Consider the following 15,996-nt stretch of genomic DNA (forward strand, 5'->3'; position numbering starts at 1 on the left):
TCAAAATATTGAAATATTTATATTAAAAAACTTGAATTTTAAGATAGTATCTATCGACTAAATACTATGGACTATTGGTTTAGGTATAAGTAAATAAAATTGCCTGACACCATAGAGTTACTTGATAACCTGGCACGCTTAACTTGTCTGTAGGCAATGTGTTTGGGCTTACGCCAAAATGCCAGGGAGTTGGACAAACAAATCTTTTGAGTGTCAAACTCTATCACCATAGGCTCTAATAAAGCCGCCAAGTATATAAAACTCACCCCAATTAAACTAAAGAGCATTAGATACTCTACCGGGTTGTCCTGTGTGGTATGGGCAACAGCTACCCAAACAAACGTATCTATTGCCAACAAACCTGATAAAGGTATTATTAAATGTCTAAGCCAATGGGCTACTCTTACTTTTTTCATTGTTTGTTTCAATATAGTTTGTAAAACACATTTTCTTATGCCTTAGACAAAGCCTTACCAAGGGTATGATTTGCAGCTTAATTTCGTTATTTTTGCCCAAACTCCTATCCCTTTCCTTCTTTCATAACAAAACCTGTTCTACCTGCCATTGTTCAATACAATTAATTGCCCAATGATGCTACAGGAATATCACCCTAAGATAATTTATTTTATAACCCATTTACTGAATGACAAATCACTTTTTGAAACTACTCACACCCTTGCTTATCTGGGCACTTCCTTTTTTTGCCTGGGGGCAAAAGTCTAAATTAGCCATAGACAGTCTGCAACAAGTATTGCAAAAACACCCAGCGGCTGATACTACCAAGGTAAATATTTTGAATGCATTGGCAAGGGCTCAATTAAGGATCAGAAAAGCAGATGAAGCTGCCCAGTATGTAGCAAAAGCCCAAGAACTTGCCCAACAACTTAAATTTACCAAAGGCAAGGCTTATAGCCTAAATATACTGGGGCGCCTACACGCCCAAAGGTCAGAATTTTCTAAATCCGTTGAATATTTTAAGAAATCGCGTCAAGCATTTGACCAAATAGGCGACCAAAGAAATGTGGGGCTTGCCTGGTATTCTATAGGGTTAACACACTACTTTCAAAGTGACTACAAGACTGCCCAAAAGTATTTTGAAAAATCGCGTGCTTTGGCCACTAAAATAAACGATCAACAAACACTTTCGACGGCGCTCAATGGGCTTGCCAGTGCTTATGCCGACCTAAGTAAATATGAAAAAGCTATCCAAACTTATGTAGAAGCGCTAGAAGTATACCGCAAACTTGATGATACAAAGGGCATAGCAGGTTGCTATAACAACATGGGTACAGCTTACGATGACCAGGGCAACTACCCTCAAGCTGCCGAGTGTTACCACAAAGCCTTGGCAACTTACCGGGAACTGAAGTACAAGCCAGGTATATCAAAGTGCCTCAACAACTTAGGCATCATTTACAAAAAACAGCGAGAGTACGACAAGGCGTTGCAATACTACGAGCAATCATTGAGTTTGGGCAAACAACTTAAAGACAAACGCAATGTTGCCAAATGCCTGAATAACATGGGGTTGATTTATAAAAAGAAAGGAGATAATCAAAAGGCGGTAGAATACCTGGAAAAATCTTTAAAACTCAGCAAACAAATCGGTAACCAACACTTATCGTCTCAATGCCTGACCAACATTGCCGATATTATGCTTACCATCGACAAACCAGCCCTGGCTTACCAATATTACGAAAGGGGATTGGCTATTAAGCAAAAAATTGGCGACCAAAAAGGGATCAGCCTATCATATTTGGGGCTAAGCGATGTGCATGTTTACAAGAAAGAGTACCCACAAGCATTGGATAAGGCACTTACAGCAAAAAAAATAGCAGATGATCACCAAATAAAAACCCAACAAAAGGAGGTGCATAATGCCTTGGCAGAGATATATAGTGCCCTGGGACAATACCAAAATGCTTATGAAAACCATGTAGCTTACAAAAAGTTATACGATGAGATTTTTAATAAAAAGAAAATTCAAAAGATTACCCAGCTAGAGTCCCAATACAAATACCAAAAGGAATTGGCTTTGGCAAGCCAAAGAGAGCTAAAATTGGCAAAAAAAGTAGAAACGGCAAATCTAAACCTGGCTCAATCGCAAAAACAAACCCTACAGGCCATCATTGGCTTTTTGGTGTTTTTGATATGTGCCGGGGTAGTCATTGTATGGTTGATCTGGAAAGCGGCAAAGTCGGAGCGCACACGTGCCCAGGTAGAGCAAAAACTGTTGCGTTCGCAAATGACCCCTCATTTTATATTCAACTCCTTGTCGATATTGCAAGGCATTATACTCAACAAAGAATATAAGAAAGCCATTACTTATTTGTCTAAGTTTTCGAGGTTGTTGCGCATTGTGCTGGAAAACTCCCGCGATAAAATTGTACCACTGGACAATGAACTAAAAGCCGTTGAAAACTATTTGATTGTACAAAATTTGGGCGCAAGCCAACCCTATGACTATAGCATTGATCTGGAGGCACATATTAACCCGCAAGATATATTGATTCCGCCTATGATGATTCAACCTTTTGTAGAAAATGCCATTGAGCACGGTTTTACAGACAAAAAAGAAGATAAGAGAATTCAGGTAAACATAGCGTTTGCCAACCAAAAGCTTACGTGTGCAGTAGTAGACAATGGGGTGGGCATTGGTGAAGAAATGCTACAAAAAAATGAGACAAAAAAATCGCTTGCCACTGCCATTACCACCGAACGCCTCAAAATATTCTCAAAAGAGTTTAAAGTAAAAACAGCCATTGACATTCAAAACCGGGCTAATTTTAACGAAAAAGGAACTATTGTGACACTGGTATTACCCTATAAAATAAAGAAGGATGATTAAAACACTTATTATAGAAGATGAAGAGTATATCCGCAAGGGACTAATTAGTATGATTGAGATGCTAGATAAGGGGCTCACTATTATTGGGGAGTGCGCGTCGGTGCAAGAAGCCATTACGGTAAGTAAGGCCTGTAAACCAGATTTGGTTTTTCTGGACATTAACCTGGCAGATGGCAACGCTTTTGAGTTTTTAGAAAAAACTTCGCAGTTGGCGCATAGGGTGATCTTTACTACTGCTTACGAAAAATATGCACTGCAGGCATTGAAACAAGGCGCTATTGACTATATACTAAAGCCGGTAGATTTGGATGAACTGGAAACCGCTATCGACAAGGCTTTGGTGAGCCTTTCCCGAAAAAACACCCCTGAAACCAACCTCAAACAATGGAATGACGACAAAAACAAGTTGGTGCTTCGGCTGCAAGACAGCCTACAGATTATAGATTTGAAAACGCTTATGTTTTGTAAATCAGACAAAGGCTATACTACTTTTTATTTGGCAGATGGCAAATCTTTTGTGGCTTCCAAATCGCTGAAAGACTATGAAGAGCAACTACCCTCAGCTACTTTTGTGCGCACACATCAGTCTTATTGTGTTAACCTCAATTACATAGACAAATACGACAAAAACGGCTATGTGATTTTACGCAACGGGGAGGCAATTCCTGTATCAAGCCGTAAAAAAGAAAGCTTTGTGGCGCTATTGCTCAAAGCAGGTATTCATTAAGGAACGGTGTCAAAATAAATACGCATTCTTAACCTCATCTTTTTTGGACATGCTTCGTTAAAAAAAATTTGCCATAGCTATGGCTATGACTTTAAAAAGTGCCGCATCTCAGAATAAAATAGTTAGCAAAGAACAGGTATCCTATTTTTTAATTGCTCCCTAAAGGTGTATGAGATTTGAAACCGTACACTTTTTTATATCAGATAAGTCTTGATTTTTTTGATAGTTTTACAGCATAACAATAGCTGCTAATCTGCTGAGTTGTAGAATAAAACCTGGTTTCGTTTTCCTCAGGCATCCGTTCATTTTTTTCTTTAGCTAAAAAAACGAACCAAAAAAAGCCACCGCTGTAGTTTGCCTGGCTAAAATTTGTTTCATTACGCCGAAACAGCTCAAACTCGCCTGCGGCTCAAACAGTGATCTGTTTTTACGGCTTCATTTCTCAAATTTCTTAACGCCCACAAACTAAGGCGGAAAGTAAAGGCGCTGTTTTTCAAGCACTTTTGAGACTGATAAAATTAAACTCTGCACAAGCATTAGTAATGAAAAATTAGTGTACGGTTTTGAATGTATGAGAAAGAAAAAATGGTTCAAGCAAAAAGTAGTCATACTCAAATACTTGAACCAATAATAATTCTCTCAAAAGTTGATCACCCACATTTATCCCTTATCTCTGATGTTTTCGGACGTTCTTTTCAAAGTATATCACACGTTAAAAAAGTTCCGAAGAATTTAAGAATCATTAGTTAGGTTTTGCAGTAGAATTAGGCTAGTACCTTAAATACTAAATACCTAACCCATTATTTCGGCGATTTTTGCCCACTGACTTTACTTAAAAAAACTTGCGTAGCTAAGGCTCTGCGCGATTTTTGAAGTTCGTCAGAAAACAAAACTCATCCCAAATAATAGCGCATTTACTTAATGTTTAAGGTACTAGTTGGCTATTTTGAGGTCTTCTTTTTCATTCATTTTAAAAGAAAACTCATAATAGTTGGTCACCCTTTGCCGTCCTTGACGGGTACTTTTTTCTCCTTTTTTGGTACCTTCTATTTTAAAATTTGCTGCTACTTTATTTTGATTATTTACCCTAAAATTCCACTGCACCAGCTCAAAGTTTTCAAACTCTGCCGGAATCATTCCTATGGCTTCGTCATACTTGGTCAGTATCAGGTCAAAGTCTAATTCTTTCAACTTTACTTTGCCTTGCTTGTTTTTTAAGAAGAATTTTTTCTGAAAATTTTTAGATGCCATTTTAGGAGCCTGCAACTCTTGACCTTCGCCCAATGCTACCAAATAACTTTGCGAGTAATCTACCCCTTTGTCAAGGTAACTAATCATTGCGCTACCAAATTCGCTGGTCAAGTGATTTTCTGACCGTAGAGATAGTTCATATACCACTTTATCAGCTCCAAACTTACTCTCTAAGAGTTTCTTCAACTCGTTCAAGTGTTCGCCATTGTTCAACGCCATGTCTGGCGCACCACCACCTGTCAAAGGATTTCCGCCTTCGCAAGAAGACAAAAATAAGGTAAATACTGCCAACACTGTGGCAAACCACATACTTTTATAAGCTTTATTGTTCATAATAATGTAATAAGAAATAATAACGGTTGTACGCTGTCATACAACACAGTTTTCGAAATAGCCTGATTGCCCTATTGGGCATGCATAAAAATTGATCACTTGGGAATTAGTTACTGACGGTTTTGGTTTGCTCTTCTTCGTCGCCTTCACTTTTGCCAAAAACAAAGAATAATGCTACTCCCACAACAATAAACCCTATCCGGAGCAACCACCCCATTGTATTGCCCCAAAGATCTACCCACATGAGTAGTTTAAGGTTGTAACCAAAAATAGATAGTATAGATGAAGCAACCCCAAACAATGCCAGTATTCCTCCAAATCGCCCGATTTGTGCCTTGATGTATTCCATAAAAATTAAATCTATTGTGGATATTTTTCTCAAAGGTAGGTACAAAAGCAATGGTTGTAAACAGGCAATATATATCCGTAAGAGATGGGTTTATATTCGTGTAGGTTTGAACCAAAACCGTAAAAAGCAGTGTTATTGGCAACTCAAGAAAAGAAAATTTGAGAACGAAGTCTTGCCGTAAGTTCAAGTCAAAAAAATTGAGCCCTCAAAACAGTGGCCCTTACAAAAACAAAAACCGACACTTTGTAAAGTTATCGGTTCTTGCATTGGTTTTATTATTTTTAATTTAAGCCAACCACTCGGCTACTTCTTCTTTAGAAGGGTTTTTCACATCATTCAGTTTGAGTTTTTTGCGCATTCCACACACTTCCTGATGCAGTTTGTTAGCGTTGGCTTCTTTTAGTTTTTCTATTTCAAAGTATCCTAATTTTTGAATAATAGGCACTAGCTCTTCACGCACACCTATCGACTTATAATCGTCTACTGTAGCAATAACGGGTTGCTTTTCGGGGCGCATCTGCGGGAAAAACAACACTTCTTGAATAGTAGAAGAGTTGGTCATAATCATAGACAAACGGTCGATACCAATACCCAAACCAGCTGTAGGGGGCATTCCGTACTCAAGCGCACGCAAGAAATCCTCGTCAAGAGTCATAGCTTCATCATCGCCTCGTTTGCCCAGGTTTACCTGGTCTTCGAAGCGTTGGCGTTGATCCAGGGGATCGTTCAGTTCAGAAAAAGCATTGCAAATTTCTTTTCCATTGGCTATAGCTTCAAAGCGCTCTACCAAACCAGGCTTATCGCGGTGGCTTTTAGCCAAAGGCGACATTTCTACCGGGTAGTTGGTAATAAAGGTAGGCTGGATAAGTGAGCCTTCGCATTTTTCGCCAAAAATCTCATCAATCAACTTGCCTTTGCCCATAGAAGGGTCAGTCTCCACATCCAGCTTTTTACACGTTTCACGCAACTGATCTTCGTTCATTTCAGAAATATCAATGCCCGTAAAATGCTCAATAGCTTCGAACATCGTATAACGTTTCCAGGGACGTTGAAAATTGATGGTATTGGCACCTACTTGTACTTCGGTAGTACCGTGCAAAGCAATGGCGACTTTTTCTACCATTTCTTCTACCAGGTTCATCATCCACTCATAGTCTTTGTAAGCCACGTATAGCTCAACTTGAGTAAATTCCGGATTATGAAAACGACTCATGCCTTCGTTACGAAAGTCCTTAGAAAACTCGTATACTCCATCAAAGCCACCCACAATTAGTCTTTTGAGGTACAACTCGTTGGCAATACGTAAGTACAATGTCATGTCCAACGTATTGTGGTGAGTTTTAAATGGTCGGGCGGCAGCTCCTCCGTACAAAGGCTGTAGTATAGGTGTTTCTACTTCTAAATACCCTTTATCATTCAGGTAGTCTCGCATGGTATTCACCAGCTTGGTACGCTTAATGAAAGTATCTCTTACTTGTGGGTTTACCACTAGGTCTACATAACGTTGACGGTAACGCAATTCGGGGTCGGTAAAAGCATCGTGTACTTTGCCATCCTCGTCGGTTTTGGGCTGGGGCAATGGCTTGATTGCCTTGGTAAGTAAGGTGTACTCAGTGACCCAAATGCTCAATTCACCCGTTTGAGTTTTAAAAACGTAGCCTTTGACACCAAGAATATCACCCAGGTCAACTAGTTTTTTATATACATTGTTGTAGTAAGACTTATCTTCTCCCGGACAAATCTCATCGCGGTTCATATAAATCTGTACACGTCCTTGTGAATCTTGTAGCTCAGCAAACCCTGCTTTTCCCTGAATACGACGGCTCATCAAACGCCCAGCTACAGAAACCTGTTTGTACTTACCTTCCTCTACCTTATCACCTGCGGCCAAATGATCGCAGTCGGTTTTGATGTCAGCACTGGAGGCATTGATTTCGTACAAATCGGCAGGATAAGGATTTATCCCTAACTTGCGCAGCTCTTCCAGCTTCTCTATGCGCACGCGTTCCTGCTCAGGTCTCATGTTAAATTGCATTTAATTTATTAAAATTAAGATTATAAATAGCTATTAATCAATGAAGGGAGCAAACAAGAAATAGTATACGCATTTTTAGATGCTATTTTCCGTGAATATCTCGTTACCGGGACTAGGAGTTTTTTTCAGCAATAGCTATGGCTATTCCTTCAAAAAATGCCTCATCTTCACTCAAAATTTCAATCTAAACTCTGCGTACTTTATTTCTTGATCCCTCCCTAAAAAGCTTGTTTTTTATATGGAGGTTGCAAAAGTAAATAAACAAAGGCAAGGTTACAAATATTCTCATCAAATGCCTTTTTTTGTGGCTAATTTATAAATTAAATTCGCGTAAGAAGCCTTGTACCACAGATAACAAACCCCAGCAAAAGTGGTATTTTTAGTTTGGCAACAAAAAAAGTAACTGCTAAAAAACACCTCTCCTCTAGGATTATTGTTTTTTTCTGACTTCTTTAGTTCTCAATACTCCGCAGTGATTTTAGTCAAAGTTGGTTGCTGGTTATCAGTTATTTATGAATTTAAAAGCTATTTAATTGGATGTTCAGGCGTAAAACCGACACACTTTTGAAAATAAAGTGAGTAAATAATCTTAATATAAAATGCTGGTTTACAGGATTTAACAAGGTGAATATTTACTCGAATCAGCTACGGACTATCGACTAAATACTATGGACTATTGTAGTTCTATCTGTCACTAGTAAAAGTGGTGGATTTGCCGTAGTCTTTGCCAATTACGCTCCCAACAGAGATAAAAAGATGATAATATGGAAGTAACTCACCTGATTGAAAATATTGTAAACCATATCGATGCAGGTTTGTTTTTACGAGATGTATCTACCAAAGAAGCCATTTATTACAGTCCTGGATTTTTTAAAATATGGGAGGTGGAAGAAGTTGATTGGAATGAACAAACCGATTCGTTTTTGAACTTTGTGCACCCTGATGATAAAGCCCAGGTAGAGACAAATCATTATAAATTTATGAAGAGCGATACTCGCAGAAACGAAGAGTACCGTATCATTACCCCAAAAAACAATGAAAAATGGGTATGGGTCAGAACGTTCCCTGTGTATAACACCCAAGGTGATTTGTATTGTCAGGCGGGCATTATAGAAGATATTACTTACAAAAAAACGGTAGAAAAAGACCTTACATCTTTGACCAAATCAAAAGATGAAATGTTGCGCATGTTATCGCATGACTTACGCAGCCCCCTTCAGTCTATTTTGGGGCTTACCCAATTGCTGGAAATGGAGACCCATAGTTTAAACAATCAAGACTTAAGCAAGTACATTCAGTTAATCAAAGAAAGCTGTAACTTTGCCAATAACCTGATGGCCGACCTATTAGATACCCATTCGCTTGAAGAAGGCAAAGGTGAATTAAACTTATCAGAAACCAAGCTGAGCAAGCTATTGACCGAGTCTTGCCACATGTTTGAGCAACAAGCCATCAAAAAAAATATATCATTGAACTTGATTATAGATGCTGCACACGACAGTGAAATGAAGTTAGATGCCACCAAAATCATTCAGGCAGTCAACAACCTGCTGTCTAATGCCATTAAGTTTACCGCTCGCCATGGGCAAGTAACAGTAACACTCAACGATACCTCTGACTACGCCACTATTTGTGTCAAAGATTCAGGCATTGGCATTCCAACCGATAAAATCCCTTTTTTGTTTGACAAGTTTACCAAAGCTCGGCGGGCAGGTACCAGCGGTGAAAAAACTACTGGCTTAGGCATGTCTATTACCAAAAACATCATAGATCAGCATAAGGGCGAAATATCGGTAGAAAGTAAGGTAAACGAGGGCACAAGTTTCATTATCAAACTTTTTAAGTAAGTAGCAGCAAGTCCTTAGATACCGATGAATATCGGTGCAATTAGCTATAAGCTACAAGTAAATATAACTATCTCATAATATGATAGTTATACTTTCATATTAGGTATATTTAATTTTGTCTTGGTACATAAACTACAAAAACAACCTAATCCATAGAACGGCATCTCTGGCAGGGGTATTTCTCAAAAAAATAGTTCCATAGCTTTATATGCAAAGATTTTTTCGCTCGTCCTCCCACCAAATATTTTGTCCTTTTGGAGTACTTTATTTTTTACGTTTTACTAAGTAACAATACTCCTCAGTGATTTTAGTCAAAGTTGATTACTGATTATCTTCGTTGAGCACCGATATACATCGGTATCTAAGGACTTGCGACTTGTCGCACCGATATGCATCGGCATCTAAGGACTTGCCCCCCTGTCAGGGCTATGGACTATTGAAGTAAACTTCCAGCCACTTAAAAACTCAACTATAGCTTTACTCCCATCCACAGAATATCATCTCTTTGAGTAGTATCACGTTGGTATTGGTCTAGTATTTCTTCAAGGGCTCGTTTTTGTTCGTTCAGCGGTAGCATGGCATGCTCTTGCAACACTACCTGTAAACGCCCTCCTCCAAATCTTTTGCGATTTACATTGTTCTGATCACGTAAACCATCTGAACCGGTGTACACCAGGCTATCTTTTCTAAGAATTAAGCTTTGGTTGGCAAACTTTTTTTGAGTTTTATTCAAGTCTCCAATGTATAAGTTATCTCCCTTAAGGCGATGCAAACTTCGGTAAGGAGGCTCTATATAGTATACATCAGATTTGGCTCCGGCAAATACCAACTGAGTATCGCCAGTAGGCTGTTTTTCCAAGGCTATCAACACGATGTCCATTCCACTGCTTGTAAAATGCTTTTGTTTGGCAAATAAGCTGCGAATTTCCTCGTGGAGCTCGTTCAATGCCTGGGCAGGGTCGGTATTTTGATTGCCCACAATTATTTTCTCCAGGGCATTGTAGCCAATCAAAGACATAAAGGCTCCTGGTACTCCATGCCCAGTACAATCTACTGCCGCCAACATGACCTTATTTCCTATTTGTTTTATCCAGTAAAAATCGCCCGACACCACATCTTTGGGTCGGTATATAATGTAATGTTCTCCTAGTATATGAGTACGCTCTTCTTTATTGAGCAAAATGGCGCGTTGAATGCTCAATGCCGACTTGATACTATCTTGAATACGGCGGTTTTTCTGCGACACCAGATTGGCGTTGTATTTTACCAGCTCTTGGGTGGCTTTAAGGGTTTCGAGATTTTCTCTCAGCTCTTCGCTTATCTTAAGCAACTCTTCATTTTTTAATTCCAGTTCGCTGGTGCGCACCTGTACTTTACTTTCCAGGTTTTCGTTGGCCTCTTTCTGAATGTATAGGGCTTGTTTTTGCGCATACAGGGCTTCTCGCTGTGCCTGCGCTTTAGCTTTCTGATTTTGTATTTGTTCTCGTCTATAACGATCACTCAACGCAAAGGCGATAAGTACTATTTCTATGACATTGGCTATTTCTACGGCGTGGGTAGCAAAAAAACTCACGGGTAATAGTCCCATTGCCCTAAAAACAACCATCAATGCACCCAAGGCATAAATAGCAAAAGCAAGCACAAAATACCGGGCTGAAGCTTGTTTTCGCACCAAGGCATAAATACCTGCAGTAAGGGTAACCAACAAGGTAAGCGAAGCCACTAAGGTAGCCCAACGTACAATTTTATTATAAGGCACAACAAAGGCTATCACCATAAGTAAAACCCCTACCAACGCCAAGGTTTTGAGGGTCACTTTAATTAAAGTATTTTTTATTCGAATAAAATCCTGGACAAAAAACGCCAAGCCAGTGATAAACATGCCCATAGAGATGATCAACATGGGGTTATTAATTTCAGGCAGGTTGCCCCAAATATACTGGTAGGTGTGCCCACTAAGTGACGTGTATAATAATAAGCACCCGGTAATATAAAGTACATAAAAAAAATATACCCGTTGCCTAAAGATAATGCCCAGAAATACATTGGTAATGGTAATCAAGAACAGAATGCCCACAAAAATGCCGTAAAACATTTCGGTGCGTACTTGTTGCTGGTGGTAGTAGTCGATTTTTTGAATATACAGTGGCAACTGAATAGTGCCTGAAGAACGTACTTTGAGATAAAAAGTATAGGTTTTGTTGGTAACCAATCCGTTTAAAGGAAAAACAATGGTACGGTATGGAAGTGTTTTGGCGTATAAGGGCAACATGTCACCATTGCGTTTGTTTTGCCAATTACCCGTGGCGTCTTTATAATACAATATCACTTGGTCAATCAAAGGGTAGTCTTGATTGATCAACCAGCTATTAGACAATGAATCCGTTTTCTTTACCCTAAATTTCAGCCAATAGGTAGCATCAGAAAACCCCAGGTTAAGGTTTTTGGCAGATGACAATGTAAACCTGGCTTTAGACGCCCGCACCTGTTCAAAGCTCAACTGATTGGTTTTGTCTTCCAATACAGCTGTATGTTTGCCTATGGTATAGCTTGGCTTGGTGCCTGATAGCTTAATTACCGGCAAATTGGGTTGGGCAACGCTCTCTGGCAACAGCAACCACACCATACTTGCCACAAACCATACTTTAATAAACCATTTATTTTGCATTCTATAACCTCCACATCAAAAAACCTACAACTGTTTTGATGCTTATTTTATCCTTACTCAACCCCCTCAGAAGTCATCTTTGAAATGCAAAGCTAAATAGAAACTTTAAAATGTGTCTTAAAAATCAAAATTTCTTACATGCCAACCACCACCCTATGAGTAAACTCAAGGTACATGCCCAGCAAAAGTATGTCATCTGTTGACCAAAAGGTAGGCCTCCATCGATGTAGGTAACAAATTCAAAGTAGTTTATAAAGGAAATAAACTCAGGAATGATCAGGAAGTGTACTTTGGGAAAGATCGAGGCTGTCTTCCATCTCTACAACAACGCTAAAACACCTCAACAGGCGATATTTATTGCATACAATCTGCGCATATTTTTGCGAGTGAAAGGGGCCAATTAGAAATGCATGCCCACCTGCCACCTGGCTTTTGCGTAAGGTAGGCATTGTTTGTAGTATGGCTTGCTCCTGTTCAGCACTTTGGGGCACAATGGCTATGCTGTACAACACAGTAGAGGGATCTTCGTCTTCGTATTGTTTTATAAGCCCCATTAGCTCTTCCAACACCAGCTCTTCTTCTTCCGACACTACCCCATCTATCCTCACCAACATGTTCAATACATCGCCCAACTGAGACACTTGGTCGGTGGGTGGCGAAGTATGCAAATACTCTACCATAGCATTGCGCAACTCGGTAAAAGAAATAGGGCTATGTTGCCCGTTCTCTTTGGTAAATTCTTCCCAGTCGAAATGAATATCCCATAGTTCGGCAAATTGCTGAATAAACTCCTTTTCACTATCGTCGAGCACCTCGTCTATCATAGCCACTTTGCTCAGTATTTCTATTACTTTATAGGCTTGCGATGGTCTAAAAAACGATTTAGCAAGATCACCTGCTTCTTTTCGCTCTAGCTTCAAAGCCCTTTTGACCAGGGTCCAGAAACCAGTTTTTTGCTGACCCACTACCCACAAACCAGCACCGATAAATATCTGAACAACTGCCGCAAAAGCCCAAAAAGAAGCATTGATGGCACCTTGCCAGTGATAAGCAAAAGAAAAATTAAGCACAAATACCGAACTGGTAAAAAAACCAATAAACTTACCTGTAATCGAGATGCTCTCCGCTACTTTTCGATCATGTCTCCTCTTCCAAAGTTTATTTAGGGTCAAATAAACTTCCATAAAAGTAAAACCAAGCGACACATAGGCAATGAGGCTTATAATGGTTTTAAAAGATTCGAGCATATATATTGGAGATTTTTTAGCGCAAAAACAAAAGTATAGAAAAGGTATATAAAAACCCAACAACTTTGTATAAACACCCTCTCGCTCTTATATTCTACATCTTCTTACAATATTAATATTTCAAAAAGTATTCTCTGAAATCACACGTTTTGTCCAGTCCCATTTTCTTTTTAATGCGCCCACGAGTTACCTGTGTTGACCGGGGAGTAATGTTGAGCAAGTCGGCTATCTCTTTAGTGCTCAAATTCATCTTAGTATAAGCACAAAACTTCAGCTCGTAGGGTGTAAGCTCGGCATATTTTCTTTGCAATCGGGCAAAAAACTGTGGATGCACTTGTTCAAAATGCATTTTAAAAGAGTCCCAGTCCTGAGCAAACCGAACCTCGTTGCCAATTTCTTTAATAATGGGCTTCAGAAAAGGCTTGACCGATATAGGAGCTTGTTCAAGTTTCTGTTGAATTTGAGTAAGTAGCCTATCTTTGTGGTTACTTTGTAAGGTAAGGGTTGCCAACTGTCTTTGTTGTTGCTCTTTAGCAAGCTTGACTTCTGCATAAGCATCTGCTAAACGCAATGCCACGTTTACCCTGGCAATTAGCTCTACTTCATCTATGGGCTTGCGTACATAATCAATAGCACCCGAAGTCAACGCTGTTTTTAAGTCTTTTGGGGAGGTCATGGCTCCGGTGGCCACTATAATGGGAATGTCTTGGGTATTGTTTTCAGCTTTAAACTTCGTAATAAGCGTAATACCATCAATATCAGGCATTTGCCAATCAGTAATGATCAGGTCGGGCAATAACTCAATGGCGATTTCATATCCCATTGTGCCATTGTTTGCCACCATCAACTCATAGTTAGTTTTACCTTCAAACAGTTGTAAATAAACATCTAAGTTATACTGTTCATCATCAATGGCTAAAACTCTATATTCTTTCATCCAACTAATAAACTTTTCAAGTACTCGAATTGTGTTTTATTTGAGTTTAATACAGATTGTTGGATGGCTTCTTTCCAACGTTCAACAGAGACACTATGAGCAGGAATATTATTTAACAAACGTTTGAGTTTGGAGGCCTCATAAAACTTCAGCGCAATGATGTCTGCCCGAAAAGCAGCCAACGTCCGTTGGTCATCTACCGTAAGTATTATATCGTTCTCCAGGCTGGCAGTTTCCAGCGTGCCACCAACAAGAGCAGTGGACGCCCCCAAAGACAAAGGCAAAGTAAGCCAAAAAGTACTGCCCTCTCCTTCTCGCGACTCTACCCCCATTTTGCCCCCATGAGCTTCTATCGCAAATTTGCAGAAAGTAAGCCCCAACCCTGTTGATTGAATCTGTTCTTGATTTTTTACTTCTACCTGATAGTATTTATCAAATATCTTTTCAATATGTGAAGCAGCTATGCCTTTTCCCTGATCTGAGACTTGTACCTTAAGCCATTCGCTTTTTACTGCTTCTGCCTTTACGTTGATGGTGCTGTTTTGAGGGCTAAACTTAATGGCATTGTGTAATAAATTTACCAAAACCCTTAAAATCAAGCCTTCATCTATCAACACCAAGGCTTTTAAATGATTGTCATAGTCCAAGGCAATATTTTTTTGCATCCGCAAATAGTCTACCTGAGACACTGCCTGCGCCAACACCTGTACAAACGGATAAGGTACACTTTGTACTTCAATGTTGGCATCTTCAAACTTTTGTACATCTAACAGGTTCATGACCAAATGAGTCATTTGCCGTCCGGCTTCTATCACTTTAGGCTTTTCAGATAAATTCATCACTACCCCCAATGAATTCTTGAGATCATGCACCAGCATGTGGGTCATTGCTTGTTTGAAGTCTGACAAAAGTTTGATTTGCTGATAAGATTCTGACAAGGCAATGGCTGAACGGGTACGGGCTAGTAACTCTACTTTGTCGATAGGTTTACGCACATAGTCAATGGCACCCGCCTCCAGTGCTGTACGCAGGTCATCGGGGTGAGTCATTACCCCAGTAGCCATAATAATGGGAATGTCTTTGGTAACAGGTGATGCTTTTAGTTTTTTTACCGCCTCAATTCCACTCATTTCTGGCATTTCCCAATCCATAATAATCAGGTCAGGGCGTTTGTCAAGCGCCAGCCGATACCCCATCATACCGCTGGTGGCTCCCAAAATGGCATAAGGCTCTAGTGAGGCATCAAAATAGGCTGTAATAGTTTTTAAGTTATTGTATTGATCATCAATCACAAGAATACTATACTCTTTCATACATTACGAGGTCTTTTGGGTACCAAATAGTCAAGCATTGAATTGGAGATAAGATTTAGTAAAATAATTCAGGGCGCTACTGTTTGCTTTTTGAATTCCGCTGAGCTAAATGATTTTTTATCAACAAAGAAGGAAAATACTATTTCGAAAATATGTCCTTACATTTAACCTTGACTTGACTAAGTAACAAATCAAAATGGCTGATACTTTTAGACAATAATACAGGAAATGTATAAAAATGCTTGATTTACACCAAGAAGATTTCACTCTTAGGAATGGTACCAAAATAAATACGCATTCTTAATCTCATCTTTTGAGGCTATACATTGTTAAAAAATAGCCGAATAGCGATGCTATTAGCCGACCATCCCTCAAGCTCGCTCAATATCCACTAGGAGCCACAACTGGTATTTAATAATTATAAAGTGATTTTTCTATTAA

The 15,996-nt window shown here is 39.3% G+C and carries 11 protein-coding genes; 3 read left to right on the plus strand and 8 right to left on the minus strand.

Annotation, left to right across the window (positions count from 1 at the left end; genetic code table 11):
- Positions 1-71 precede the first annotated feature (71 nt).
- Entirely contained in the window at positions 72-416 is a 345-nt protein-coding gene (locus tag Q0954_RS28225; RefSeq protein WP_299463293.1) for a hypothetical protein, read from the minus strand.
- 227 nt (positions 417-643) lie between these two features.
- Between Q0954_RS28225 and Q0954_RS28230 the strand changes: the two genes are divergently transcribed.
- On the plus strand, positions 644-2,848 hold the full coding sequence (locus Q0954_RS28230) for a tetratricopeptide repeat protein (RefSeq protein WP_299463296.1): 2,205 nt from the start codon (positions 644-646) through the stop codon (positions 2,846-2,848).
- Positions 2,841-3,575, plus strand: a complete 735-nt coding sequence (locus Q0954_RS28235; protein WP_299463299.1) for a LytTR family DNA-binding domain-containing protein — start codon at positions 2,841-2,843, stop codon at positions 3,573-3,575. The genes Q0954_RS28230 and Q0954_RS28235 overlap by 8 nt, the downstream gene beginning before the upstream one ends.
- A gap of 933 nt (positions 3,576-4,508) precedes the next feature.
- On the opposite strand, the gene Q0954_RS28240 is transcribed toward Q0954_RS28235, so the two are convergent.
- The 3 genes from Q0954_RS28240 to lysS form a co-directional block, all read right to left on the minus strand.
- The gene (locus tag Q0954_RS28240; RefSeq protein WP_299463302.1) at positions 4,509-5,159 is read right to left on the minus strand and encodes a hypothetical protein; all 651 of its coding nucleotides are present in this window, start codon (positions 5,157-5,159) and stop codon (positions 4,509-4,511) included.
- A gap of 106 nt (positions 5,160-5,265) precedes the next feature.
- Positions 5,266-5,508 carry a hypothetical protein gene (locus Q0954_RS28245; RefSeq protein WP_299463305.1) on the minus strand — a complete coding sequence of 81 codons (243 nt, stop codon included), beginning with the start codon at positions 5,506-5,508 and terminating at the stop codon, positions 5,266-5,268.
- A gap of 286 nt (positions 5,509-5,794) precedes the next feature.
- Positions 5,795-7,543 carry a lysine--tRNA ligase gene (gene lysS, locus Q0954_RS28250; protein ID WP_299463308.1) on the minus strand — a complete coding sequence of 583 codons (1,749 nt, stop codon included), beginning with the start codon at positions 7,541-7,543 and terminating at the stop codon, positions 5,795-5,797.
- A gap of 764 nt (positions 7,544-8,307) precedes the next feature.
- On the opposite strand from lysS, the gene Q0954_RS28255 reads away from it, so the two are divergent.
- Positions 8,308-9,390, plus strand: coding sequence for a PAS domain-containing sensor histidine kinase (locus tag Q0954_RS28255; protein ID WP_299463311.1), 1,083 nt, complete (start codon positions 8,308-8,310; stop codon positions 9,388-9,390).
- 469 nt (positions 9,391-9,859) lie between these two features.
- Here Q0954_RS28255 and Q0954_RS28260 read toward each other — a convergent pair whose 3' ends face one another.
- From Q0954_RS28260 to Q0954_RS28275, 4 genes are all read right to left on the minus strand, one after another.
- A complete protein-coding gene (locus tag Q0954_RS28260; RefSeq protein ID WP_299463314.1) occupies positions 9,860-12,058 on the minus strand; it encodes a 7TM diverse intracellular signaling domain-containing protein in 2,199 nt (732 codons plus the stop codon).
- 266 nt (positions 12,059-12,324) lie between these two features.
- The gene (locus Q0954_RS28265) at positions 12,325-13,305 is read right to left on the minus strand and encodes a hypothetical protein (protein ID WP_299463317.1); all 981 of its coding nucleotides are present in this window, start codon (positions 13,303-13,305) and stop codon (positions 12,325-12,327) included.
- 112 nt (positions 13,306-13,417) lie between these two features.
- The gene (locus tag Q0954_RS28270; protein ID WP_299463320.1) at positions 13,418-14,242 is read right to left on the minus strand and encodes a response regulator; all 825 of its coding nucleotides are present in this window, start codon (positions 14,240-14,242) and stop codon (positions 13,418-13,420) included.
- Positions 14,239-15,555, minus strand: a complete 1,317-nt coding sequence (locus Q0954_RS28275; RefSeq protein ID WP_299463323.1) for an ATP-binding protein — start codon at positions 15,553-15,555, stop codon at positions 14,239-14,241. The genes Q0954_RS28270 and Q0954_RS28275 overlap by 4 nt, the downstream gene beginning before the upstream one ends.
- Between the last annotated feature and the right edge of the window lie 441 nt (positions 15,556-15,996).

The organism is uncultured Microscilla sp. (genome assembly GCF_947493425.1).
GTDB lineage: Bacteria > Bacteroidota > Bacteroidia > Cytophagales > Microscillaceae > Microscilla.